The sequence below is a fragment of the Blautia sp. HCP3S3_C12 genome (genome assembly GCF_052064155.1).
GTDB lineage: Bacteria > Bacillota > Clostridia > Lachnospirales > Lachnospiraceae > Blautia_A.
In genome coordinates, this window is record NZ_JBQHWC010000004.1 from 60069 (window position 1) to 86717 (window position 26649).

The 26649-nt window shown below is 40.7% G+C and carries 18 protein-coding genes and 1 tRNA gene; 2 read left to right on the forward strand and 17 right to left on the reverse strand.

Translation table 11 applies throughout. The features are described from left to right. Positions 1 to 18: 18 nt before the first annotated feature. The 3 genes from ACTNDS_RS05705 to ACTNDS_RS05715 all read right to left on the reverse strand — a co-directional run bounded on the left by ACTNDS_RS05705 (position 19) and on the right by ACTNDS_RS05715 (position 5388). Complete coding sequence (locus tag ACTNDS_RS05705; RefSeq protein WP_441034324.1) at positions 19 to 2358, reverse strand: FtsX-like permease family protein; 2340 nt, start codon at positions 2356 to 2358, stop codon at positions 19 to 21. Between the two features lie 5 nt (positions 2359 to 2363). Next, the gene (locus tag ACTNDS_RS05710; RefSeq protein WP_441034326.1) at positions 2364 to 3122 is read right to left on the reverse strand and encodes an ABC transporter ATP-binding protein; all 759 of its coding nucleotides are present in this window, start codon (positions 3120 to 3122) and stop codon (positions 2364 to 2366) included. Between the two features lie 67 nt (positions 3123 to 3189). After that, on the reverse strand, positions 3190 to 5388 hold the full coding sequence (locus ACTNDS_RS05715; protein ID WP_441034328.1) for a glycoside hydrolase family 36 protein: 2199 nt from the start codon (positions 5386 to 5388) through the stop codon (positions 3190 to 3192). Between the two features lie 231 nt (positions 5389 to 5619). Between ACTNDS_RS05715 and ACTNDS_RS05720 the strand changes: the two genes are divergently transcribed. Continuing rightward, positions 5620 to 6102 (forward strand): DUF2284 domain-containing protein, encoded by a 483-nt coding sequence (locus ACTNDS_RS05720; RefSeq protein ID WP_441034330.1) that lies wholly within the window; start codon positions 5620 to 5622, stop codon positions 6100 to 6102. 90 nt (positions 6103 to 6192) lie between these two features. On the opposite strand, the gene ACTNDS_RS05725 is transcribed toward ACTNDS_RS05720, so the two are convergent. The 11 genes from ACTNDS_RS05725 to glgB form a co-directional block, all read right to left on the reverse strand. Beyond that, on the reverse strand, positions 6193 to 7554 hold the full coding sequence (locus ACTNDS_RS05725) for a DUF4832 domain-containing protein (RefSeq protein WP_441034332.1): 1362 nt from the start codon (positions 7552 to 7554) through the stop codon (positions 6193 to 6195). Beyond that, positions 7547 to 8218: a DUF4956 domain-containing protein gene (locus ACTNDS_RS05730; RefSeq protein WP_008707171.1), complete on the reverse strand. Its 672-nt coding sequence runs from the start codon at positions 8216 to 8218 to the stop codon at positions 7547 to 7549. Before ACTNDS_RS05730 ends, ACTNDS_RS05725 begins: the two co-directional genes overlap by 8 nt. Beyond that, positions 8215 to 8967 (reverse strand): polyphosphate polymerase domain-containing protein, encoded by a 753-nt coding sequence (locus tag ACTNDS_RS05735; RefSeq protein WP_441034335.1) that lies wholly within the window; start codon positions 8965 to 8967, stop codon positions 8215 to 8217. The genes ACTNDS_RS05730 and ACTNDS_RS05735 overlap by 4 nt, the downstream gene beginning before the upstream one ends. Next, on the reverse strand, positions 8954 to 10774 hold the full coding sequence (locus tag ACTNDS_RS05740) for a CotH kinase family protein (RefSeq protein WP_441034337.1): 1821 nt from the start codon (positions 10772 to 10774) through the stop codon (positions 8954 to 8956). Before ACTNDS_RS05740 ends, ACTNDS_RS05735 begins: the two co-directional genes overlap by 14 nt. After that, positions 10734 to 12203 (reverse strand): exopolysaccharide Pel transporter PelG, encoded by a 1470-nt coding sequence (pelG, locus tag ACTNDS_RS05745; protein ID WP_441034339.1) that lies wholly within the window; start codon positions 12201 to 12203, stop codon positions 10734 to 10736. Before pelG ends, ACTNDS_RS05740 begins: the two co-directional genes overlap by 41 nt. Continuing rightward, positions 12184 to 13626 carry a GT4 family glycosyltransferase PelF gene (pelF, locus tag ACTNDS_RS05750; RefSeq protein ID WP_441034341.1) on the reverse strand — a complete coding sequence of 481 codons (1443 nt, stop codon included), beginning with the start codon at positions 13624 to 13626 and terminating at the stop codon, positions 12184 to 12186. The genes pelG and pelF overlap by 20 nt, the downstream gene beginning before the upstream one ends. Before the next feature lie 5 nt (positions 13627 to 13631). After that, entirely contained in the window at positions 13632 to 15461 is a 1830-nt protein-coding gene (locus ACTNDS_RS05755) for a DUF2194 domain-containing protein (RefSeq protein ID WP_441034504.1), read from the reverse strand. Next, positions 15458 to 16135 (reverse strand): hypothetical protein, encoded by a 678-nt coding sequence (locus tag ACTNDS_RS05760; protein WP_441034343.1) that lies wholly within the window; start codon positions 16133 to 16135, stop codon positions 15458 to 15460. Before ACTNDS_RS05760 ends, ACTNDS_RS05755 begins: the two co-directional genes overlap by 4 nt. Positions 16136 to 16347: 212 nt before the next feature. Further along, complete coding sequence (locus tag ACTNDS_RS05765; RefSeq protein ID WP_441034345.1) at positions 16348 to 18456, reverse strand: NAD-dependent epimerase/dehydratase family protein; 2109 nt, start codon at positions 18454 to 18456, stop codon at positions 16348 to 16350. Between the two features lie 177 nt (positions 18457 to 18633). Further along, positions 18634 to 18706: transfer RNA gene (locus tag ACTNDS_RS05770), tRNA-Thr, on the reverse strand. Positions 18707 to 18766: 60 nt separating this feature from the next. Next, positions 18767 to 21076 (reverse strand): 1,4-alpha-glucan branching enzyme, encoded by a 2310-nt coding sequence (glgB, locus tag ACTNDS_RS05775; RefSeq protein WP_441034347.1) that lies wholly within the window; start codon positions 21074 to 21076, stop codon positions 18767 to 18769. 255 nt (positions 21077 to 21331) lie between these two features. Between glgB and ACTNDS_RS05780 the strand changes: the two genes are divergently transcribed. Continuing rightward, positions 21332 to 22306: a carbohydrate kinase family protein gene (locus ACTNDS_RS05780; protein WP_055053872.1), complete on the forward strand. Its 975-nt coding sequence runs from the start codon at positions 21332 to 21334 to the stop codon at positions 22304 to 22306. A gap of 353 nt (positions 22307 to 22659) precedes the next feature. On the opposite strand, the gene ACTNDS_RS05785 is transcribed toward ACTNDS_RS05780, so the two are convergent. Genes ACTNDS_RS05785 through ilvB form a run of 3 tightly spaced genes read right to left on the reverse strand, consistent with a single transcriptional unit; the run spans position 22660 to position 26580 of the window. After that, complete coding sequence (locus ACTNDS_RS05785; RefSeq protein WP_441034349.1) at positions 22660 to 23823, reverse strand: phosphoglycerate dehydrogenase; 1164 nt, start codon at positions 23821 to 23823, stop codon at positions 22660 to 22662. After that, complete coding sequence (serC, locus tag ACTNDS_RS05790) at positions 23823 to 24905, reverse strand: 3-phosphoserine/phosphohydroxythreonine transaminase (protein ID WP_055058074.1); 1083 nt, start codon at positions 24903 to 24905, stop codon at positions 23823 to 23825. Before serC ends, ACTNDS_RS05785 begins: the two co-directional genes overlap by 1 nt. After that, a complete protein-coding gene (gene ilvB / locus ACTNDS_RS05795; RefSeq protein ID WP_441034352.1) occupies positions 24889 to 26580 on the reverse strand; it encodes a biosynthetic-type acetolactate synthase large subunit in 1692 nt (563 codons plus the stop codon). The genes serC and ilvB overlap by 17 nt, the downstream gene beginning before the upstream one ends. Positions 26581 to 26649 lie beyond the last annotated feature (69 nt).

A 26649-nucleotide genomic window follows, 5' to 3' on the forward strand; every position in this document is an offset into this window, starting at 1 on the left:
CCAATACTTATTCCCACACTAATTTGAAAGCAAATCCCTGACTTCAATTCTTTTTATTTTTCCTGAAACAATCATTGTAAAAATACAACAAAAAATCACAACAGCTAATCCTATGCCGGCAATTAAAAGCCAGGGGATTTCAAAATTACATTTCTGAATACCAATCCCCATTAACAGACAACTCATAATTAAATTAAAAGTCAGACCTGAAATAACACTGCCAATCACAGTGGCAATTATAATTCCCGGCAAATAAGTCAATACAGTATGAAGCATCAAAGTTTTCGAAGAATATCCAAGCGCTTTCATAATACCATAATCATCTTTTTTACGTTCCAGCAGATTCTGGATTAAAATATACAAAATAAGAAAAACCATCACCAGGCTAATGGTAATCATCATTCCACAGAGCCATTTTATTCCTGAAAAATAAATTTGCTTAAGCCCTTCAAGATTAGATCGCATATCAGACAAAAACAGAATTGGATTATCTCTGGCAAGTTCTTTATTAAAATGCGCCACATCTGTATCCTTATCTAAATAAATATAATATCGATATGTCTGTAACGGGATAATTTGTTCACAACACTCTTTGGTAAGAGCAATATCATATCCAAGATACATGGCACTTTGAAGAAAACCACAAACTTTAAGTTTTGCCTGCTTTCCTGCTATGCTTACGGAAACAGTATCCCCTATCTCTATTCCATTTTCTTTTGCAAACTTCCCGCCAATTGCAGCTTCTCCTATAGAAGATGGCATTTTACCAAGATAACAGTAGGCGGTATTGGTGAGCCGTTCTGCATCCTCTATCACAACTGCCGAAAGATATTCTCCTTCCTCACTGCCAGCCTGAATCACCTGATAACCGACATAATTTTTCACTTCCGGATTTCTATCAAGATTGCTGCAAATCTCTACACAGTCCCGATCAGAAATAACAATAGAGGAATCCGCAAATTCTCCCAGGACAAAGCTGGCAATTGTAACATCATTTATCAGAATATTCTGCAAAAGTGATGCACCAAATGTACATAAAAACACCGACAAAAACACAGCCACAAAAATTAATATATTCTGACTCCTGTTCGCACACATTGACTGTACCGGAATTGCGAGATTTAAGGGCAATCTCAGATTTCTGACTGTAATCTTATTTTGTGTCGAGTGAGAAGACGCTTTTGCCGAACGAATTGCATCAAGGGGTGTAATTTTATGAAGTTTCTGCATGGACAGAAATACCGAAAATGAAACACTGAAAAGCAACGTACCAATAGTAATTAACGCTGGAAGTAAAATAAAATGTTCCCGATAAGGCATACCTGTCTGAGTTTCCAAAATATGATTGAAAAGCGGAAAAAACAAATACGATGCGGCAATTCCCAAAACAGTCACAAAAAATACCAATAGTATGGCTGCAGGAACAACAGAAAGAATCATGTCATGGCTGGTATATCCAATTGCTTCCAGAATTCCAAACATTGATTTATGATCCGAAATATACAAAGCTATATTAGATGAAACAATAAATACAGTCAGAACGATCAACAGTACAACCATTCCACCTATGATCGCCATACTTATTGTTTCCATAACATACCGCCCACCAAAAACAGCATCGTACTTATTGGTAACTGCAACTGTTGTTCCCGGTATTCCATTAGTTATCTCATCCGAAACAGTCATTTCCATTTTCCGATTGTCACCTGGACTTTTAAGACGAATACTACACAGCAGGCTTTCTTTTTCAAAATAATTGCTTACCTCAGTTTCCATCCCTTTTGAAAATAAAATTACCATATATCCACAATTTTGCGTTGCGGACATAGCATTCGAAAAAAATCCCACAACAGGCAATGAAAGATCGTGACTGCCATCAGACACTGTAAACAAGTCTCCAATTTTATAGCCTCCACCTATTTCAAAAATATAAGGCAGAATAACCCCATCTTTTCCATCTTCTCTGGAAAGAATTTCTATTTTTCCAATTTTCTTTTCTGTCCCTTCACCTTCTGGCATATAACATAAATGTGACTCTAACGTTTGCCCATCATAATCAAAATTACACCATGCATAATAAACTTTATTGATTTCTATTTCTGTCAGCTCTGATTTTTTCGATAAAATCCTACTTGTTTCACGCTCCAGCAAATCAAAATCTGCATTCTGCCCAACAAAAGAAATATGTTCTGCATGTAATGCACGATGCTGCCTTACAAAATTTTCCCGATAATCAGTCAATAAAATCAAGAATAAATTCATCAAAACTGAAATTAAAAAAACACATAATACAATAAACGCAATTTGACTTTTTATATTTTTAAAAAATGCTTTCAGAATCTTGATTCGTTTATTCATGTGTTTTACCACCTCATTGCTTCCAGGAATTCATTTACTTTATTAATTCTTCCAAAATCATCCATACCATATGGCTCTAAACGAAATTCCCCCACAATATTCCCGTCTTTTAGATACAAAATACGATTAGCACGAATGGCTGTCTTTATATCATGTGTAACCATAATAATACTCTGGCCTGCTCTGTTAAAAGATGTAAAAATATCCAGCACTTCTTTAGAAGACTGGGAGTCCAATGCACCCGTAGGTTCATCCGCGAACAGCAATTCCGGTGAGTTGATCAGTGCACGCACAATTCCTACCCTCTGAGCCATACCTCCTGAAATCTGAGAAGGATATTTTGTACGTGCATCCGGAGCAATTCCTACCTGATTTAATAATCTTTCTGCCGCATGAATTACCTCTTTTTTCTTGTTGCTGCCCAACAGACCACTAATCAATATATTATCCATTACATTCATACTCGGAATCAGACAATTATTCTGAAAAACAAATCCGCAATGTCTTTTTCTGTATTCTGCAAGTTGATTTACATTCATATTTACAAGATTCTTTCCGGCCGAAAGAACCCTCCCATCTGTTGGTGTATCCATTCCAGATAAAGCATATAACAACGTCGATTTTCCAGATCCACTTTCTCCCATAATGGCTGTAAAATCCCCCTGAAAAAAATCAACACTGATTCCTTTCAGAACCCGATGCATTCCATATTCTGTGCTGAAAGATTTCTCCAGATTTTCTGTTTGTAATATAATAGAATTCATATTAATATACTTTCCTTCTGATCTTAGATTTCAAGAACGATCATCCATCCCAACAGGCATTTGATCTCTAGAAACTGATTTCAAAAAGTCTTGCCATAACAGGTTTGTCATAATGAACAGTCAGTATATCTTTGTCAAGCTCAAAGGAAACAGGCTCCTTTTCCGGATATAAGCAGGATACCTTTAAGCCTTTCCCTGCAAAGGGAAGACTTCCCAACGGAATGGATAAGCTGTCCTCTGTACAGCTGATACCGGCATTCTGATATCTGTCATTATTTTTCCCTTCCATCTGACGTTTCCATACTGCAAGATAGGCTTTATTTTCCAGCTGCAGTCCACCGCATACCCACAGATCTTCATTATCTGCAATATCCAGAGGCCAGAAAGGCAGTGCCTGCCTGATATCCTGGCAAATGGTCTTATAGCAGTCAATTCCTTCTTTTACCAGTGCAAGACGTTCCTGGGAAAGCTCTGCCAGATGACCGCTCTGATGGATACGGAACAGCATGGCATTGACCATATTATAAATAACCTCTTCTTTGTCTCCCTGACGCATCGGATAGGACCAGATCGCAGCCTGCTCCGGAGTCACTCCAGCCGGAGAATTTGCTGCTATGGTAGCAAAATTGCAGTAATCCTCCTGGTCAGAGGTAGACTGGATACTGTATCTGGAAAGCAGTGCATAATCCATGCGAAGTCCTCCACTGGAGCAGTTTTCAATTACCAGATCCGGGTAGCGTGCAAATACACCATCCAGCCAGTTAAGATATGCTTTTTCATGCTCCAGGAGGCCCTGTCCCACGCTTTCTGCACCAATCTCTGTACCAATTCCAGGCTCTATATTGTAGTCCATTTTAATATACCCTACACCATATTCCTTCACTACACGGTCTATGACTTCATTCACATACTCTATGACTGCCGGGTTTCTAAAGTCCAGCTGATATCTGCTGCGGTCATAGACTCTCTTTCCATGGCGCACAAAAAACCAGTCATCCGGTACTTTTTTTGCCTTCTCACAGTTAATTCCCATAACCTCCAGTTCCAGCCAGACACCGGGAACCATTCCTTTTTTACGGATGTAATCTGTCACTTCTTTGATGCCATTTGGAAAACGGTCCCTGCATTCCTTCCATTCACCGACACTGTCCCACCATTCTCCCGGTGCATACCATCCGGCATCGATCACATAGTATTCACAGCCACATGCTGCAGCTGCATCAATAAGCGGAAGCTCCTTTGCAGTGGTAGGATCTCCAAACAGACAATTCATGTAATCGTTAAAGATTACCGGTAAATCCTCATCATCCTTATTCGGTCTGCGGATCATACGGCGATATCTGGTCAGCTCTCCCATTGCCTGTTCAAAGCTGTCATCTGCCACACCCACAGCAACCGGCACAGACTCAAAGGCTTCACCGGGTGCAAGGTTTTTGAACCAGTGGGACTGTATCTCCGTAGGTCCGCTGACACATACATAGGAATGGGTATTCTGATCACTGATTTCATAATGCCAGGAACCATTATGTTCAATCTGCCAAAATAAGCTGGTATGAGCTTCTTTATTCTCTACATAGCCTAATGGCAGGTACTTCTTTGTAGACCAGTGTCCGGTATTAGTCACCTCCAGAATCTGAGAGGTACGCTGATACACTCCCGGCTGTGTCTGTGCCAGTCCCACATCCCCAAATGTAAATTCCCTGATGCTCATTTCCTTCTGCCATCCATTATAAGGAATGCGTACTCTCATTTTGGCATCTGAATTGCTTTTGCCTTCTTTTTCAATTCCTGTATAACAAAAAGAGGAAAGATATTCCAGGCACTGTGTGTCCTCACCTTCATTTATGATTCTGTTCTTCATACGGACTACAGAAGTCCCTTTGTAAAACTGCATTTCTGTTTCCAGGCGAACGTGAGTCACTGTCCTGTCCTCCTGGTAAACAGTGATTTTACGTCCAATCTCATTGACACAGTCATCCATGCCTGCATATGTCAATAAATATCCCGGCGCAGTGCAGATATGTTTGTTTCCATGTTTTTCATAGGGCCTGTCATAGCCTGCCAGATTCACCTGTACAAGCTGAAAAGCCTCATCGATCAGCTGATCACGCCTTGCCAGATCCTCTGCTTTACATTCCGGTCCAAATTTACAGATATCCTCTTCACAAAAATCCGCCTTTGAAAAATGAAGCAGCTTAATCTGATTCCTGTCTGTAATTCCAAAAACAATATGAATCCCATTTTCATTTATTTTAATATACTTCATACTTGATAGCTTTCCCTTTCACTTATCTAATAGTGCCTATATGATGCAATATTATAAACTTCTGACCCAAAAATGTCTATGAAGAATCTATGATTTTGCCGATTTATTTTTTCTTTACAATATATTCCTTTTTTTGTTTTGATCTCTCTGTTTTTATTTATCTCAAAATGTTATAATTCATTTTGAAATATCCAAAACCAAACATTCCAGCTTAAGAAGGGAGACATTCTTATGGATTTCATAAAAGAAGCACTTTCCATGGGTTTTGCAGATGCAGCGATCATGGATACAAAGGACCTGGTATTTGTACCGGAATACAGACAGTTCTGCCAGGATAATCTCTGTGGAAATTATAATCTAGTTCCTGCATGTCCGCCTGCCTGCGGTACTGTAGAAGAAATGCAGGCAAAAGCATTGAAATATGAAAAAGCACTGGTTCTCCAGACTGTTCTGAAGGATCCGATCATGGATCCGGTTCTTTTCAAGCAGGCAAAGCATGCACAGAATATCCTTACAGAACAGCTTGCCAGACAGATGCAGGAAGCAGGAAAAAAAGATATCCTGATCATGAGCGCAGGACCGTATAAAAACTGTTCCTGTATGTCCGCCTACAGTGTAGATGCACAGAAAATGGCTGATGCAGTCGGTATGGTCTGCTGGGCAGATGATTCAGATGTAAGATTCTTTACACAAATCCTGTTTCATGAAGACTGAGCATGATTCAAAAAGGCTATCACACTGAATTTTTTTCTGCGCGATAGCCTCTTTCTCATTCTGCATGGTCTGGTCCGTAACTCTTTCAGTTTACTGAAAAAGATAATTTTTCCCTTCGTTATAAGTTCCCTTCATTGAAAATTGAACAACTAATTTCCCAGTCATCGGATCTTCAATACCTATACTGATCTTATATTTCTTTCCGGCCAGTGAAATCAGCTTTTTTACCTGCATTCTTGTTTTTGTCTGTAAAGTTTCTTCCGGCAGAAGTGATTTTAACGAAATGTCAACCGCTTCTTTTTCAACACTATTTCCATCCTCATCTTCTACCAGAACCCATACAGGCCAGTCTTCATAAAATGGTGCAACTCCATCATTCTTCCATTTAAGATTCAGGCTGACATACCCCGGCATCTGAATAAGGCTTGCTTGCGAAATCCACAAACGATATCCCATGCTTCCTAAAACTTTCCTATAACCGTTTTCATAAGTTTTATCCGCTACTTTCGGTCCAAGAAAAGTAGTATGTGCTTTCTTTATCAGATTTATTGTCTGATCCAGATTTGTGTCAAGCAACTCTTTCATTGTAATTGAACTTGTAAACTCACCTCCGGAAGGAAACTTTTTCCAGAAATCTTTCATTGCGGATAACCCTTTTTTCTCATGAGTCTGGTCAAACTCACCGCCTTCATTGATCCAGCGAAACCATTCCTCTGTGCTCTCTGGCTGTCCGGTCATATCGTTGTAGAGACCTGTTCCATAATGTTCTCCCTCACTAAAAGGTCTTCTCATCAGTATCATGGAATCAGGGAAGGCCTCTGTCCATGGAATCATATAACGTTCTCTTACAGATTCTTCTGGCAGACTCTGTATTCCTGCGGAAATATTTACATGCCATTCTCCCCAGTGCCCCAGACTTCCAAGTTCGATATAACTGACCAGTCCATCTCTGCCAAAATGCTCTCCAAGTGCATTAACTGCCCTTTTGTGATATTGTATCATCTGTTCATTATTATAATCAGGAGCATATCCCTTTCCATACTCCATATCATACCAGGTTCCCGCATGATCAGTTTTGTCATATAGCCATTGTGGAATGTCCATATGCTTTTCCTCCCCGGGAATATCACACACAAACCTCAGTACCAGGTGTTTCCCTTCTTCTCTCCATCTGTCAGTCTGATTTTCTCTTTCGATTTTCTCCCAGTCATATTTTCCTTCCTCCGGTTCCAGTTCAGCCCAGGTAATATCCATATACAGTAAAGATATATCCTCTCCTATTGTTTCTTCCCAGGCACAAGGTGCATATCCCATTAATGGATTTCCAAAAATTTCTTCTGTTTTTTCATATATCTGAGTTTTTCTTCCAAATACCATCCATACTCCTGCTGCTATAATAACTAAAAGTCCAAAACCCAACAGAACCAGATATCGTTTCTGACTTTTAGCCATGATATTCTCCATTATACTGAATCAATGTAACATCTTCCACTCCACCGATATCCCGGATTTTTTCCATAAACTCCATATCATTCTGTCTGCAATATATTTCCACTGCCATTTCTGTTTTTTCATTGCGCATAGTTTTTGATTTTACGAAATATTTTCTTTTTCCAAAACAGCGGATAATTTCATCTCCCGCCTGAGTTCCCTGATAATGAATCACTGCAATATAAATTCTGCCATTTTGTTGTTTGTGATAAAACAGAGTGATCATCAAAATGATAATCACAGCTGTCAACAGAGTTAATGCATACATACCTGCACCGGCTGTAATCCCCGATGTGATTGCCCAGAACAGATACAGAAGATCCATCGGATCTTTAATTGCTGTACGAAAACGTACAATAGACAATGCACCAACCATACCAAGAGAAATCACAATATTACTGCTGATCGCAAGTGTTACCATACAGGTGAGCACTGTCATTCCCACAAGTGTAACTGCAAAACTTCTGGAAAAAATAACTCCAACATAAAATTTCTGATAAACCAGATAAATCACACTTCCCAAAATCAAAGCCACTGCCAGAGCAGCCAATATCTTAGGTATATCATACTGACTGAACATTCCTGATTCCAGTACAGATTTTTTTATCATATCCTGTACACTCATCTTATCATCCTCCCCTGTGTATCATACCAATACTCAAATCCATTCATGTACCGCGTTTTTTCATAACACAGTACATATTTGGAAACTGCTGTAAATTCTGCTGCCTGCGGCGGCAGAAGATTTCTCAGAATCTGAGGCAGCATCTCTGTAAATTTCACTTCCATGATCAGTTTTCCCGGTTCCAGTACAGATAAAGCCGGAAGCGTACTGTCGAAAATATCATAGCTTCCAACAGCAGCTCTGACATCTGTATCAAATGTGATCCTGACCGTTCCTTCATCCATGATCCATGGTTCTCTCTCATAATCTACGATTGTTCTCGGACGCATCATATTACTCATACATTCTATGTAAAATTCCCTGCAAAGACTATACGGACTTTTCAGAAGAAATTCATACTCGCCGGAAAGAATTTTTTGCACCTCATCTTTTGTCAGAGGGGCATCTTCTTTATAAATATAACTGCCGAACTTCTTTTTTCTTTCCAGCTTGATACTTTCAGCACTATAATTATAAATTCGTATCCTGTATTTCTTCCTCATAAGAACGCCGCTTTCCTTTTCTTCATATGCACTGTTCCAGTAATCATCAAAATACAGGCTCCGTATCAGATATCCTCCATTTTCTGCATGAGGATCCAGCTTCATAAGAGGCTTCATCCGAAGATTAAGGATTTCTTTCTCACTGGTACTGATAAGGTATTTCCATTCATTACGAAAACGTTCTTTCTTCCTGTCAGCCTTCCTCATAATCGTCTTCCTCTACCGTATTATCTTCTGTTATGTAGAAACACTTCATACCATAATGTTTTCCTTCATCTGTTACATAATAATCAAATGCATCCTGCGTTTTTCCAGATGTATTTGTTGCTCTTACTCTCACAAAGTACTGTCCTGCTTCCGGAAGGTCCATCTCAGCTTCTGGAACAGTCAGTGTTGTGTTCTGATAGATCACATCCCGGAATAGATAATCTCTTGCAACCTCCACAGAATACGTAATGTCTTCTGCGTCCAGATCATAAGATACATCCCAGTTAAATTTCAGCTTATCACCGTCTGTTGTCGGAACACCTATATAAAATGGCATTGGTATTTCCAGGCTTTCCAGATATAACTGATAGTTCTTCTCTATCTCATCAGGAAGTGATGCTGCAATCTGATCGTATTGTTCAGATGTAAGCGGTTCATACTCTGCATCAGGCATCGAATATAAATAGGGCTTCAGTACGTTCTTATAGCTCTCTATCTTTGATGTGAGCATATCTTTGTTCAGATATTCCCTCAGATCCAGAATGGCATCATTTAATTTTTCCCGGAAAGACCGTGACTTCAGACACCTTTGAAACAGAATATTTCCCCAGTAATTGCTGATTCCCTTTTCCCAGCTGTTCTGATCCGAAAAATTCCTTAATTCATATTCCGGTCTCATCAGACAGCCATCGTTATCCCAGGCAATAAAGTACCAGATATCTGAATTCAGAGGACTGTATAAATAAACATTTCTGTTCTGTGTGTCTACGTTTCCCATCAGAATCTGAAATGCCATCCAGTAAACAATATTTTCTTCATCAAAATGTTCTTTCAGTACATCTTCAATCCCTATAGAGTAATCATTCAGATCTGTCAGCATATCGATCAGTTTTTCATGATCTGAATCCCCTTTTATTTCCAGCATTTTTTCAAAGGCTGTTTTATCATATCCTGCATCATCTTCTTTTTTTATAATATCTTCGTAACGATAAAATTCGAAAGAATTAATCTTATACAATTGTCCGTTTGAATCCAGTCCATGACTCTTTAATGCCGTCTTATTCAATTGTTCAACCTGTGTATAAATTCCATAATCCTCAAATTTTCCACCTGATTCTTCTGTATTATCTTTTACATACAAATGCACAAACTGTGTACGTAAACCAACCATCTGAGGGATTCCCCTGATCAGATCATATGCCAGCTTATTTCGAAAGCGCATTCCTTCTGTCATATGTTTATTCAGGTTAATGGTTCTCTGTCCCCTCCACGTTCCTTTATTCTTTTTTAACTCAATTTTATAATTTTTTTGTGCATTCTTGCTGGATGACTGGCCTCTGATCTGAACAGTTGCATTAGGCACGCGTTCTCCATATCCGACTTCCCCTTCTGTCGGTCCATTCTCATCTCCCACCTGCAAAAGTCCTGCCACCTGATATCTCTCCACTCCCATATCTTCGTAATCATAAACAGAATAGCTGTTGATTTCCTTCCATGTATGATATGTATTTTCCGATGAATTTCCCTTAGATACAGTAAGATACATGGTAACAACACTGGTATCATCATCATTTTCATACAAAGAATCCTTATCTCTTAAATGAATCTCATTGATTTCTTCTTTCTCCGCTTTTTCCGCCTTTACCTGTTCTGTTTTGTTATCTTCCTGTACTGTCTGATCCTGTGAAGAGTTTCCCGCTTTTTCCAGAGTGCAGCCTCCACAGAGAGAAAGACTGACTAATACTGCACTTATCAGATTTATTTTTTTAATTCCTGTCAACGCTCGTTCTCCTTTCCAGTTTCTCATCCATAAAACATCCGATTCTGGTAAATACCCCCGATTTGTCTTCTGCTACCACCGGCTGTATGCTGAGAATATAATATGGCAGACGTCTGGTATAACATTCCAGACGGATCATAGCAATAAAATAAAACAGTACACATCCTGCAAGAAACCCAAAGCCATAATATACCTGCGGACAAAACAGTGAAATCACAGTAAACACAGAAGTTCCCACGGCAAAAATTACAGAAGCAGCCAATGCTCCCCTGTAATCTGTAAAATATAAAAGAAGCAGAAGCATCGTATTTGCAACTGCATAAATGCCGTAACCAACACAAAGTGTCCGGAAATATCCATACATCAGATCATTAAATCCCAAAGGAAGGTACTTCAAAAGACTCTCACCCACTGAAATCGCCAATGCAGTAGTCAGTAACTGCTTCAAAGCGGTATATTTCAATTCTCTGTTCAGTACATCCAGCATTTCTGTACCGGCCTGCATAATATCCTTAATGGTTCCCCCATCATTGAATAAACTGTAATAATTCCTGTATTTCGGATAAAAATTAACTTCTACAGAAACCACAAAATTTACAGTGGTAATCAGAATTGTCAGAAATGCGATCAATGCCGGTACGTCATGTGACGGTGCCCCATAAAAAAGCCCTTTTACCTGTTTCCCCAGCGGTCCGGCCCACATAATCACAAGGTGGGCAAACAACCCGATATTAATGCAGAATCCTGTAAATGCCAGTGGCAGAAACTCATCTGCCCACCTTAAAAATAAGAATGCACTGATATCGCTTTGTGGAAAATACTCATACAGTAAAACAACATCCCATAAAAGCATGATCCCATATCCAATGCATACCGCAGCCATCAATGCTTCCACATGAGAAATTCCCAGAAACAGCAATAAAGCTCCCGAAAGAAAAGTAACAGCGATCGCAGCAAGAAAGGACAACATAATTCCTCTGTAATCTTTAATTGCAGTAAGATAACTCATCGCATTCCATGTAACGATCAGTTCTCCAAACAACTCAAAACATAAAAACTTATCTATAAGCCCAACTCCGGAAAATATCAGAAAAATCCCATATAAAATTCCTCCTGCAATGAGCATTAAGCCTGTCGAACCCCAGAAAGATGACAGAACTGCCTCATTTTTTTCTTCATAAAGCATATCTGCAATAAATCTTGTTACTACCATTGACAAGAAACTGGTTACCGTCAATGATGCAAGAAGTGTATATGTGATCATGCAGACCAGTAATTCTCTGCTCTGTTTCGAAGCACCTGTCCTGTCACACAAAAACATAACACCCAGCAGAAGGACGATCCCCAGCAACATGGGACCGGTACAGATAATCCCTGCATATCCATAGGCGCGGAAAGAAGCAAACAGCCCTCTTCTGCTGAACAGTTTTTTGAGTTCAAATCCAATCCCTGCCATATACTTCCTCCACCTCCCTGTAAAGTTTTCTGTATTCACTGATCATGCGCTCATGCCTGTAATATGCCTTAGTTCTTGCCTGTCCACTTTTTCCCATCCTGATCCGCCTTCTCCTGGATTCACACATTTTTTCCATAGCGGCAGCAAGTCCATCCCTGTACATAGGCGGAACGCAATAACCGGCACATCCAAAATCATCTCCTTCTTTCCCATTCAGAAGTTCCCGGCAGCACCCTACATCAGTGGTTACACATGGGCGTCTGGCTGCAAATGACTCCAGCACGGATAATGGCTGTCCTTCTGATATACTGGTAAGGATCGTAAAATCCAGTTTTCTCATATACTGTACAATATCTACCCTTCCTGTAAAAACAAGATTTTTGATATCCAGCTGTTTCACCAGTGCATAACACTCATCTGCATATTCCTCGTCATCTACCCCTCCCAGAATATGAAGTCTCACATTCTCCATCCTGCATGAAAGTTCATAAAATGCATATATCATAGTCTTTATATCTTTAATGGGTGCGAGACGGACTACCGCACCTATGTCCACCCATCCATCTTCCTCTTTCAGAGGGATCTGTGACAACCTGTCATAATTAATACCATTTTCGATTACTCTGCATTTCTCTGCATCACAGCCAATCTGTATTTGCGTAAGCATCGCATTCGTAAATAAACTGGTTACCCGAAAAGCCCTTTTATAAATTGCTTCTGATAACATATAAAAGAAAGAAATCCACTGTTTTTTAAATGATGGGATTACCCATTTTGCCCTGATGATCTCTTCCTCCCTTTCTCTTGTGTATATCCCATGCTCTGTAAGTAATACCGGTCTTCTGTAAACATATCCTCCAAGGCAGGCAAGAAGTCCCCCGTATCCTGTTGAAATGGCATGATAGGTATCTGCCTGAGGAACCTCAGAACCCAAAAGATATAAAACCGGAAGCAGCATGGAACGCATTGTATGAAACGCGTCCGCAAATGCAATATACGGATATTTTTCCAGACAGCTCTCTGTTAATATATTTAAAAACTGCTCACTTTTCAGAAATGACATCGGATTCATTTTCCGGTCGTGATATAAATGAAACAATACTTCCCAGTCAGGATGACTGCATTCCATCAATTCTCTTAGACTCTTTGTTTCTTCTTCCGAAAAACGATTAATTCTGTGCAGCTGTCCTTTTTGATTTCCATGTTCCTTCAGTTTTAATGCATCATCCAGAAATACCTCATGGACTTCCACCACATTATCCGGCAGTTCATAGACAAATTTTCCACGGTCACATGCATGTGCTCCTATCACCCACAGTACAAACTGATGCTCTTTCATAACAGTGATATACTGATGCATCCATGTAGAAACTCCACCATGTACATACGGATAACAGCCTTCTAAAACCAGACAGATTCTCAATTCTCTCACCTTATTTCTATTTTCACTGATTTCTCTTTTGCCCGAAGCAGATAGAGATTTCCGGTAATATGCGTCAGTTCTCCACCTTCTATATTACCCGGAGTCCCTTCATTCATTCTTATCATAATATAAGCTTCATCATAAAAATTATCTAATTTAAGATTAAGTTCCTGATCTGATACATCCTTATCGATCACCAGTGCCCCATACCGCTGTATTGCGCCTGATAGTTCGGAAGCAGTAAGATTTCTCAGACATGGAGCTGAAGTATACAGCCAGTCCATATATTCATCCAGCCGTTTTTTCAGTTTCTCCCATCCCAGTCTGGCACCTCTGTCTTCGTCCAGCAGATCATCCGGATGCATAAAATGTGTATTGACAAAATGCATATTCAGTTCAGATACAGCCGCAAGTTCCATATAATCATCAATCACAGCACCTGAAATAATACGGGGCTGTTCCACAATTCCATCTTCTGCAACTTCAAACTCCTGTGTATATGCCATATCTCCGACAAAATAATTACTTGCAATTGTACGTATCTCCGGAAATTCTTTTACGATCATTTCCCGCCCTTCATCTGACAGCACATTAGACGGCGGTACATAAACAGACAACTCTGTCCCCGGAAACATATCTTTTCCAAACCGTATCAGCTCTGTCATGGCTTTTTTCATTGCATCATAGCTTTCCCATGTTTTGTATGGAAGGATATTTGCATAATCCACATTTGACAGGCTCAATGGCTGATGATTATATCCATGATATCCCAGTTCTCCTCCCTGATGAAGCAGCATATTCCCAAAATACTGAAATCTCTGCACATCTTCCTGTTCCACAACATCTCCGGACACATCATCTTCATAATTATCAATAATAACACCTGTATATTTCACGCCGTGTTCCTCTGCCATATCCAGCATATCCGGCCACCAGATATTTGTATAAAACTCTTTGATGCTGAGACCATAATCACGTTTGATATATTTTCCATCTCCACTCGGTACAGGAGATGGAAAATCATCCAGATAGAATACAGATCCATTAAGCACCGGGTAAACCATCACATCTGTCAGCAGGCTATAGGATGCCGCAAAAAATCCTCTTGTGGCTTTTTCACATAATCCAAAATTGTCAACTACAAATTTACCTTTTCCATAACTGTTTTCCCAGATAAGCGGAACCTTCTTTTCATCATCTGTCCATGCATAAACCTTCGCTGTTTCTCCAACACTTACTTCCCATGCTGAATCATATGCGTCCGGAATCTGGTAAGATCTTCCCCCTCCAATCATGAAATCATCATCAATATAGATTTTATCTACCAGAACATTTCCATAATCAGAGTCTGTAATTCCCAATTTCTGCTCAATGATCGAAACATATGTATCCTTCTGAAGTGTTAATGCAAAAAGAACACGTCCTCCTTTTTCTACCCAGTTTCCAATCTTTATAACTACATCCTTCAATGGGTTCAGATCCGACATCAGCACCACTATTGTTTCATAGCCTGAGAAATCAGGAATCTCACTCTGTCTGATATCTGCCAGATCTACTCCTATTTTCATATCCATGAAAATTCTTTCAAACTGTTCCCATGCCATCACACTGTCTGCCTGACTGCTGTCCATCAGCACCAGACAACTGCTCTCAATATTTTTGACTGCCTGTGTTTCAGTTACAACAGTATCCCTGTCCAGATATGCATTCTTCTTGATATCTGCCTGATACTGAATTCCTGAACGCTCTGTCCAAAGCACCACACTGATTGCCAGAAAGACTCCCAGAATAACAGTCAGACCCTTAAATCGAAAAGACTGTAAATATTTTATCATTCCTGCCAAAAAGCCAATGCCTCCTTTCCTTTCGCCGACAGGTAAATATGCTCCTGCTGAATCTGCTCTAATGTTTCCTTTAATTCTTTTCCCTGTTTCAGTTCTACGTAATATCTGATCCTGAGTATCCAGTATTCTTCATTTCTGTGCCACTTCTTATCCATTCTTTCCAGACTTTTAAGAACCTGTTCATACTCCTTCATCTGCATTTGATTCTCAGTCAGACATACATATGTATGAAGATCCTCTTTAAATTTCAGTTTTTTCTTCAGAAGTTTTATATATTGATTTCTTTGCACCAGTTCCATCTGTCCTTCCAGAAGTCCCTGAGATAAATACTCCTGAAGAAAATCGCAGTACTCTGCAATAAGCTGTTGATTTTCCGGTTCTTTTGCATATCTGTATTCTATCTTCTGCAGTCTGCTTTCATATTCCTTAGACAGCTCTACCATTCCTGTGATCGCATAATGCACAACCTCTACATCCTCATTCATCCTTGCCTGTTTAAGCATATCTATGTAATTCTCCGGATCATCATTCAATATATTCATAATCAGATCACGCCTCATATCGGCCTCATCAATAAGAAGCACTTCCTCCAGTGGCACAATATTTCTGTCACTTTCTTCTTTCGGTACTATAATGCTTCTGTAAACTTCTTCATTGATCTTCATTTTTTCTATTCCGATTTCGCGCTTTTTATCCTGGTGAAAAAATATTTGGAAATGGAGAAGCAACACACAGATCATACCCCATACCGGTACAAAGATCACAGGTAATATGAGATACCTCTTCACCTTCAGTAAATGGGAGTTTATTCCTGTCCATATTAAAACACAACAGATAATATGAAATATAATAAAAACAACTCCTGTTATATTCTGTATCATTCTTCAGCTACCCTGCTTTCGTTACGGGTGTCAATCACTCTGCAGTGAAGTCCGTTCTTTTCGATCCTTTCAATTACGATCGGTAACATGCCATCATCCACCTGTGACAGGATCAGATAAAGTTGCCCATCCTCCGATATTCCCAGTATGTCATTCTCTCTGATTTTATTTCTTAATATCCTGTCTGTTTCCTCCAGTGTTATTGCCGGGTTCTCAATCTGCAGCAGAGCATATGATCCTATTTTCTGTTCTTTTATAGAATGAAATAATTTCAGTCTTTCCATAAAATACTCTGTTTTTAATATATGAGTTCCTTCCAGATATTCCCTGTCTCTGACTGCTTCCTGATATTCCAGTGCACGCAGCAGAGAGACTTCTACCAGACCGCATAAAATTTTAATAAGATTCAGATAATACAATGTCATCTGATTACTGGCAGCATCCTGAATAAATACCAGCATTACAAGTTCTCCATTTCTCCTTATCCCTGCAATATATGCCGGATATCCGGCAAGCAATTCCCTGTTTCTCCAGACCTCACCCTTTTCCAGCGTTTCTATCGCATTCTGATACTCTTCAATCCTTATAGAATTCGGTATTTTTCTGCGAATTTCAGGTGATGACACTTCCATCCTCCCAAAACGTTTCCATGAATCCAGTGAATAAAGTACAATTGTATGATTTTCCAGAACATCTTCCATTACCCTTATGGTTTCCATAAACAATTTCTGAGGCTGTATCACATCCAGCTTTCTTGTTATGTCAAAAATTTTTCCAAAGCTGTCCCTGCTTCCGAGAATCTGCTTCTTATATTGTCTTTTATCCTGAAGGGTCTCCTGATACATTTCCTGCATAAAGAAAAATTTTTCCTTGATCAGTCTGTTTTCTTTTGTTACAAATTCTATATTCTCTTCATTTTTCAGCCTTATATAGCCACAGACAGCACCTGCTGCAAAATAAAAAATAAACGGAATCCAGTTGGAAGCCTCATAAAACAAAGTATATATGTTTACATTCTCCTGCCTGTATGCTGCAATCAAAGAACAAGTTTCCAACGCTGCTGCTGCTATTCCATAATTAATTCCATAAAGACTTCCCATGAATACAATAAATACAAGTCTCAGGTCAATCATTTTAAACTGAGCATAAGTTCCTGTATATTTGTTTAGAAATTCAAATAAAATAAATCCTGAGATTAATTCCAGAATGTGAACCAGCAAAGTATTTTTCGATATCCAATTCCTGATATTTGCAAAATGTCCGGAATCTTGATCTGATAATTTTTTATACTCCTGATACATCCCGGGAATATCTTCAAAAACAGATATCTTTGGAAACCACCCATATTCCTGTCTTATGATCTGATCATCCGGCTGTACCTTATAAATCTGACCGCTGTTCTGATATCTTATATCCAGTTTACCCGGAATTGTTTTTCTGATTTCTTTTTCCAGATCACTGAAATTCTGCCCGAAACAATCCGGAACATTCAGACAGCATTCTTTTCCCCAATTATCATATACTTTATAAAGCAGTTCTGCCAGATCATCCATACATAGAAAATAAATATTTTGTTCCGGTGATTCCTCAAAAACAATTTTCCCGCTTTGTTCTGCCTCTGTAAACAGCTTATAAAAAAAGTCCTGTGTGTATAACGCTGAATATAAATGAGGAATTCTCAGAATCTTGGTGTTTATCTGATACATATTTCCATATTCCATAACTACATTTTCTGCTGCGGATACCAGAAGTGTTTTTCCACTTGTAATATTATAAATACTCTCCTGGCCGGTCAGATACAACATCCTTATTTCCTTATTCTTTTTGCATAACTGAAGTATCTGTCTCAGTTGTTCCAGTTCTCCTGCCATCCTGCCATGCATAGTCAGATAATTGGAAAAATAAACAATTCTTTCAAACTCATATGTTTCGAAAATCTCTTTCAGTTCTTTCTCATCTTTTATGAACGGACGAGATAATATATTCTTGTTTCGATTTGATTTCAGCATCTCATTTCCCAGTACAACTACATCACATTCAGGAAATGATTCTTCTATAAAAGTTTCTGTTACATATCCTGTATTTCCTGCCAACAATACTTCCATATTTATTCACCTCAATAAAGTGAAGTATAACAAAGTTATTTTTTCTTTTCAATATCAGTATCAACGCTTTTTTTGACATAATCACAACCGCCGGCTTAGCAGGTGATTATTTGTTTGCCCTAACAAAAAAAGCTCCAAATCCTCAATTCATAAGGATTCAGAGCTATTTGAACGTCAAGCTGAAAATGAGACTTGAACTCACGACCCCTTCATTACGAGTGAAGTGCTCTACCGACTGAGCTATTTCAGCTTATGCTGTCATCTGTCAGAAAATAACGGTTCCGACAGCCACAGCATTTAGTTTATAATATTATTTATTTTCTGTCAAGTCCTTTTTAGCTGGTTTTTGGGGTGTGGTCTTTGTCACCTTTGGCGCTTCTTTTGGTGCTCTTTTTGTCACTTTTTTTGTCGCCGGTTTTACTACCGTCTTTACATCAGCTTTTGTTTTCGCTGCAGCCTTACGTACAGTTCTCGCCTTGGTAATCGACTTCTTGATCTGACCTTCTGCTGCTTTCTCCTCTTTCGGCTCTTCTTCCGGTGTACAGGTAAAGATTGCCACCCCAAGTGCAGGAAGTTTCACTGTAATAGAATATTCTCTCTCATCGCACTCTGCCTTCTTCGCTACTTTCACTCTTCCATTAACTACACCTTCCCCGCCATATTTCTTATCATCACTGTTAAAGATTTCTTTATATTTACCGGCAAAAGGTACTCCAACCTGATAATTCTCGTAGGGGATTGCCGCGAAATTGCAGACAGCCAGAATAGTTTCTTCCGGTTTCTCTGTCTTTCTCATGAATGCGATCACATTCTCCTCATACTTCATCAGCTGAACCCATTCAAATCCATCATACTCGTCATCCATCTGATAAAGTGCCGGATGAGCCAGATACATATTATTAAGGTCTTTGACAAAAACTTCCAGTTCTTTTGGCATGTCTTTATCCGGCGCCATCATCTTGCATCCCGGGTGAAGCATCATATAGGCGTATGCTTCTCTGATCTGCGCACTCTTCTGTGCTTCTGTTCCCGGCAGTTTCTCTGCAAAATCCTTCAAAGTGCCAACATCCCTGGTGCCAAGGGTCAGAATATAATGTTCACAGTATGCATAAAGCAAAGAAACTGTCAGCTGATCATGGTAATTCTTTCTCTCAATGGGATCCTTACTCAGGTATTCCAGGAGATCTTTTGTCCATCCGCCACTCCATTTATAATCAAATCCAAGATGGTCATTTACCACACTGTCCGTCAGCTCCGGCCAGAGTCCGTCCTCCTGGGCAATAAGAAGGATACCAGGATTTCTCTGTTTGATCACAGAATTCAGATGTTTCAGAAATTCCAATGCATCCAGGTTCTCATTTGTGCCATATATATTTGGTGTCCACACTCCAGGATTTCTGCCATAATCCAGGTACAGCATAGCATCTACATCATCCATGCGCAGACCGTCCACATGATAAACCTCTGTCCAGAAACATGCATTGGCAATCAGAAAATCCTTCACCATAGGACTGGCATAATTGTAGAGCAGTGTTCCCCAGAATGGATGAACCGCTTCTGCAGGATTCTGTTTTTCATAAAGAGGTGTTCCATCAAATCTCTCCAGCCCGGAAGCATACCGTGGAAACTGTGCAGGTGTCCAGTCCAGGATCACACCGATTCCTGCCTGATGCAATTCATCCACCAGCTTCTGAAAATCCTTGGGTGTCCCAAATCTGGAAGTCGGTGCATAATAACCATAAGTAGAATATCCTCCTGTATTATCATCCAGATATTCCATCACCGGATGCAGTTCTACATGAGTATAATCCTCCTCTGCCAGAAACTCCACCAGTTCCTCTCCCGTCTTCCATTCCTCCAGAGATGTTTCATATATAGAAACCGGCTGTTTCCTGTCATCAAATCTGGAACGTTCTTTCATCCAGTCTCCATCGTTCCACTGAAAAGCACTTACATCTGCTACCACAGATGCTCCCTCAGGATCATGGTCTGCGCTGTTCCCATAAGGATCGGCCTTTAGCAGAACTTCGCCGCCTTTAACTTTAATTTCATATTTATAATGTGTTCCGACTTCTGCTCCGGGTACAAACAGTTCAAAGATACCGGACATTGGCATACGGTGCATGATGGTTGCACGGCCAATCCATTCATTGAAATCCCCGGCAATATTCACGCTAATAGCATTGGGAGCCCAGACAGCAAACAAAGTTCCCTTTACTCCATTAATCTCCATGGGATGTGCTCCAAGTTTTTTATATGCCTCATAATAAACGCCTGCACAGAACTGCTTTTCTTCTTCCTCTGTGATCTGGCATGGAAAAGCATAAGGATCATAGCTTTCTGTCTCGATTTCACCTGTTTTTATAGAAAATTTATATTTCGGCACCTTATGCACAGGAAGCAATACTGCAAAATATCCTGCCTCATCTTCCTTTTCACAGACATAAGTTTTATTTTCACTTATTACACTTACCCCATCTGCGCCCGGAAAAAATCCCTGGATCAGGACACCATCTGGCGTGATCCTTGGTCCCATTACATCTCTGGGCGCTGTTTCCTCTCCATACACAATAGCTTCAATTCTTGGCCAGTTCATATAACCGTATAGTTTTTCGTTCATAGCTAGGTTACCTCCCCTGTTGTCGAAATCAGATTATCTGTTACCATTCACTTTATTTTCATAACCAGGCTCAGGCAGAATATAAGAATATGTGAACAGTAATTCTATTCTTAGTTTAGCATTTTTGCACAAAAAAATAAAGGAAATTGTTTGACAAATTCCCGTTTCTGAGATAAATTTATGGTATCAAACCATAAAAAGGATCCTGTTCCGGATACCGGGATTCTTTTTTCTACTATAAGGAGGATTCAAATAATGGGAAACAAAGCCTTTGACGTAACCGCATTAGGCGAATTATTGATTGACTTTACTGAAAACGGAAGCAGCGCACAGGGGAATCCGATGCTGGAAGCCAATCCGGGCGGTGCTCCATGCAACGTGCTTGCAATGCTTGAAAAGCTTGGCAAAAAAACTGCATTCATCGGCAAAGTCGGAAACGACATGTTCGGAACCCAGCTTAAGAATGCTGTAGAGGAAGTAGGGATCGACACCCGCAACCTTGTGATTGACAACGAGGTACACACAACACTTGCCTTTGTACATACTTATCCTGACGGAGACAGAGATTTCTCCTTCTACCGTAACCCGGGTGCAGATATGATGCTCACCAAGGATGAAATCCAGGAAGACCTGATCAGAGATTCCAGAATCTTCCACTTCGGAACTCTTTCTTCCACTCACGAAGGAGTACGCGAGGCAACCCGCTATGCCATCGACGTTGCAAAAGAAGCCGGATGTATCGTCAGCTTCGACCCGAACCTTCGTCCGCCATTATGGAAATCTCTGGATGACGCAAAGGCAGAAATCGAATACGGCCTTGGCAAATGTGATATTCTGAAAATCTCAGATAATGAAGTTGAATTCCTGTTCGGAACTACAGACTATGACAAAGGCGCCGCACTTCTGAAAGAGAAATACAATATTCCGCTTATCCTCATCACACTCGGAAAAGACGGAAGCCGCGCTTACTACAAAGACATGAAAGTAGAGGCTGCTCCTTTCCTTCAGGAAAAGACTATCGAGACAACAGGTGCAGGCGATACCTTCTGCGCAAGTTCCTTAAACTATGTTCTGGAACATGGTCTGGACAATCTGACAGAAGAGAACTTAAAAGAACTGCTCACATTCGCAAATGCGGCAGCTTCTCTGATCACCACACGTAAGGGTGCTCTTCGCGTCATGTCCACCAAAGAAGAGGTTCTTGACTTTATGAAATCAAGAGGATGCTGATTTAACATCATAATTTTTTAAGGAAGCCCAGTCTGGCGGTGCCAGAGGGCTTCCTTTTTTTATCATAAAAATCAAAAAATATCTCCTGGCGATTGAAAATCTCAATCAGACAGGAGATATTTTAAATATATAAATCTCTATTACAAATCAACAGTCAGTCATTATAAAAATAGTCAAGCGGATATTCGCAATCCGCTTCGCTACTTGCTCATAACCGAATAACTGCTTCGCAGTTTATCAGAAGGAGCTCGCACTCCTCCTGATACAAGAAAGTCCCCACCCACTGCTTATTGCTTTTCGCAATTGAAGCAGGGGACTTACTTGATTCGGTTAAACTGTTAACTTGTATCTTACTATTTTACCACACGAACTCTGGAAACGCCTTCAATTGCTTTCAGCTCATCCAGTGCTTCTCTGGAAGCTGTGCTTTCCAGATCAATGAGAGTATAAGCGTATTCGCCTTTGCTCTTGTTTGTCATATCTGCGATGTTCAGACCTTCTGCACCGAGGATCTTGGTGAACTGGCTGATCATGTTCGGGATATTTTTGTGGCAGATGGCAATACGTCCTACTGCCGCGCAGGTTCCCATATCACAGTTGGGGAAGTTTACAGAGTTTTTGATATTTCCGTTCTCAAGGAAATCTCTTACTTCTTTCACTGCCATTACTGCACAGTTTTCTTCGGATTCCTCTGTGGATGCTCCAAGATGTGGAGTTACCAGGATTCCCTTATGTCCTGCTACTGTATGGTTTGCAAAGTCTGTCACATATTTCTTCACTTTTCCGCTGTCTAATGCTTCGATCAGAGCATCCTCATCAACCAGAAGATCCCGGGCAAAGTTCAGAAGTACTACGCCGTCTTTCATCTTGTCTAATGCTTCTTTGTTGATCATCTCTTTTGTGCTGTCAAGAAGAGGTACATGGATGGTAATGTAATCACACTGGGAATAAATCTCATCCAGGCTCTTGATATGCTTGATGGTGCGGGAAAGATTCCATGCAGCATCAATGGAGATGTATGGATCATATCCGTATACTTCCATTCCAAGTGCAGAAGCAGCATTTGCCACCATTGCTCCGATAGCACCAAGACCGATGATACCCAGCTTCTTGCCCATGATCTCGCATCCTGCAAACTGCTTCTTCTGCTTCTCAGCAAGTTTATCGATATCTTCCTGATCTTTCTCTTTGGCAACCCATTCGATACCGCCTACGATATCACGGGAAGCAAGGAGCATACCTGCAAGTACAAGCTCCTTCACACCGTTTGCATTGGCGCCCGGTGTGTTAAATACTACCACGCCTTTTTCTGCACAGTCCTTTACAGGAATATTGTTGACACCTGCACCTGCACGTGCGATTACCTTCACGCTCTCAGGAAGCTCCATGTCATGCATCTTTGCACTTCTTACAAGGACTGCATCACACTCCTGCAGATCTTCGCTTTTCTTATATTCTTCATCAAATAATCCCAGACCTTTTTCTGCAATGGGATTCAGGCAATGATACTGAAACATTATGCATTTTCCTCCTCAAACTTCTTCATGAAAGCAACCAGTGCTTCCACACCTTCTTTTGGCATAGCATTGTAGATACTTGCACGCATACCGCCCACTGTACGGTGTCCCTTTAAGTTTACAAGTCCTGCCTCTTTTGCTTCTTTTACAAATTTGGCATCCATGTCCTTGTCACCTGTTACGAATGGTACATTCATGAGAGAACGGTCTTCCGGTACAACAGTTCCTTTGAACAGCTTGCTCTGATCAAGGAAATCATAGAGGATTTTCGCTTTCTCAATGTTACGTCTCTGCATTTCTTCCAGTCCGCCCATTTTCTTTAGCCATTTGAAGACCTTACCGCATACATAGATGCAATAGCAGTTTGGAGTATTGTAAAGAGAACCTGCGTCTGCCTGTGTTTTGAATTTCAGCATAGTAGGTGTTCCTTCCAGAACATCATCTGTGATCAGATCTTCGCGGATAATGGAGATTACCATACCTGCTGGTCCGATATTCTTCTGTACACCGCCATAGATGATGCCATATTTGGATACATCAACAGGCTCAGATAAGAAGCAGGAGGAAACATCTGCTACCAGAGTTTTTCCTTTTGTGTTAGGAAGCTTCTTGAATTTTGTTCCGTAAATTGTGTTGTTTTCACAAATGTATACATAGTCTGCATCCGGGCTGATCGGAAGGTCGCTGCAGTCAGGAATATAGGAGAAAGTCTTATCCTCGGAAGAAGCGATCTTGTTTGCTTTTCCATATTTCTGTGCTTCCTGGTATGCTTTCTTTGCCCACTGTCCTGTTACAATGTAATCAGCAACCTTGTTCTTCATAAGGTTCATAGGGATTGCTGCAAACTGCTGGGAAGCTCCGCCCTGAAGGAATAATACCTTATAGTTATCCGGAATCTTCATCAGATCACGAAGATCCTGCTCTGCCTCGTCGATGATCTTCTGGAAATCAGCACTTCTGTGGCTCATTTCCATTACAGACATACCGGAGCCCTGATAGTCCATCATCTCCTCTGCTACTTCTTTCAGTACCTCTTCCGGCAGTACAGCCGGTCCTGCGGAAAAATTATACACTCTGCTCATTGTTTTTCATATCCTCCTCATCAAAAACATCATCAATGCTTGCGCCTGCCGGTACCATGGGGAATACGCTGAGATCCTGATCGATCATACAGTCAAGTACGATAGGTCCCGGACATGCCAGAGCCTCTTTTAATGCAGGCTCTACCTCTTCCATCTTTGTGATACGGATTGCTTTTGCTCCCATGGCTTCTGCCAGCTTCACAAAATCTACTGCATCATTTAAAATTGTATGGGAATATCTGTGGTCATAGAACAAGGTCTGCCACTGACGTACCATTCCCAGTACATGATTGTTCAATACAATTTCAATTAAAGGTCTGCCACAGCGGACTGCTGTTGCGATCTCATTCATATTCATACGGAAGCATCCGTCACCTGCAATGTTTACCACAGTCTTGTCCGGTCTTCCCATCTTGGCACCGATGGCTGCACCAAGTCCATATCCCATAGTTCCCAGGCCACCGGAAGAAAGGAAGGTTCTTGGCTCTTTGTATTTAAAATACTGAGCTGCCCACATCTGGTTCTGTCCAACCTCTGTTGTGATGATGGCATCTCCTTTTGTCAGTTCGTACAGCTTTTCAATAATGTATGGGCCTGTAAGCTGGGAGTGATCATATCTTAAGGGATATTTTTCCTTCAGTTCACTGATTTTTCCGGTCCATTCAGAATGCTTCATCTGTGGAAGCTTCTCCAGGATCTGTTTCAGTACTTCCTTCTCATCCCCGATAACGCTGGCATCCACAACAATATTTTTGTTGATCTCTGCAGCATCTACATCAATCTGAAGAATCTTTGCCTGTTTTGCAAAGGTCTTTGTATTTCCGGTGACACGGTCACTGAATCTGGCTCCAAGCACGATCAACAGGTCACATTTGGAAACTCCCAAGTTGGAAGCTTTAGTTCCATGCATTCCCAGCATACCTGTATACAGAGGATCTTCTCCTGAAAATCCACCTTTTCCCATAAGGCTGTCACACACCGGTGCATCAATTCTGTGCGCCAGCTCTGTCAATTCCGGGGAAGCATTGGAAATGATGGTGCCACCGCCGGTAAAGATAAATGGTTTCTTTGACTCACTGATCAACTGGACAGCAGTGTCAATATCTTCTGACTTAATTGTATCTACCTTCGGCAAAACAGCCGCCGGACGCCGGAAGGTATATTCATATTTTGCACCTGTCACATCCTTTGTCACATCCACCAGCACAGGACCCGGACGGCCACTCTGTGCAATATAGAATGCTCTGCGGACAGTATCTGCCAGAGTCGTAATATCCTTTACAATAAAGCTATGCTTTGTGATAGGCATTACGATTCCGGTAATATCCACCTCCTGGAAGGAATCCTTTCCAAGAAGGGGTGTTCCTACGTTACATGTGATGGCTACCATTGGTACGGAGTCCATGTATGCAGTTGCGATTCCTGTTACCAGGTTGGTAGCTCCCGGACCGGAAGTTGCGAGACACACGCCGACTTTTCCGGTTGCTCTTGCGTAGCCGTCTGCTGCATGGGAAGCTCCCTGTTCATGGGAGGTCAGCACATGTGTGATCTGATCTTTATATTCATAGAGGGCGTCATATACATTCAGGATGGCACCGCCCGGATATCCGAATACAGTGTCAACGCCCTGTTCTTTTAAACATTCAACGATGATTTCAGCACCTGTAAGCTGCATCTTTACGTATCCTCCTAACTTTTCAGGCAGGAATCACAGGTTATGCCGCAATTCCCGCCGGGTACTTGT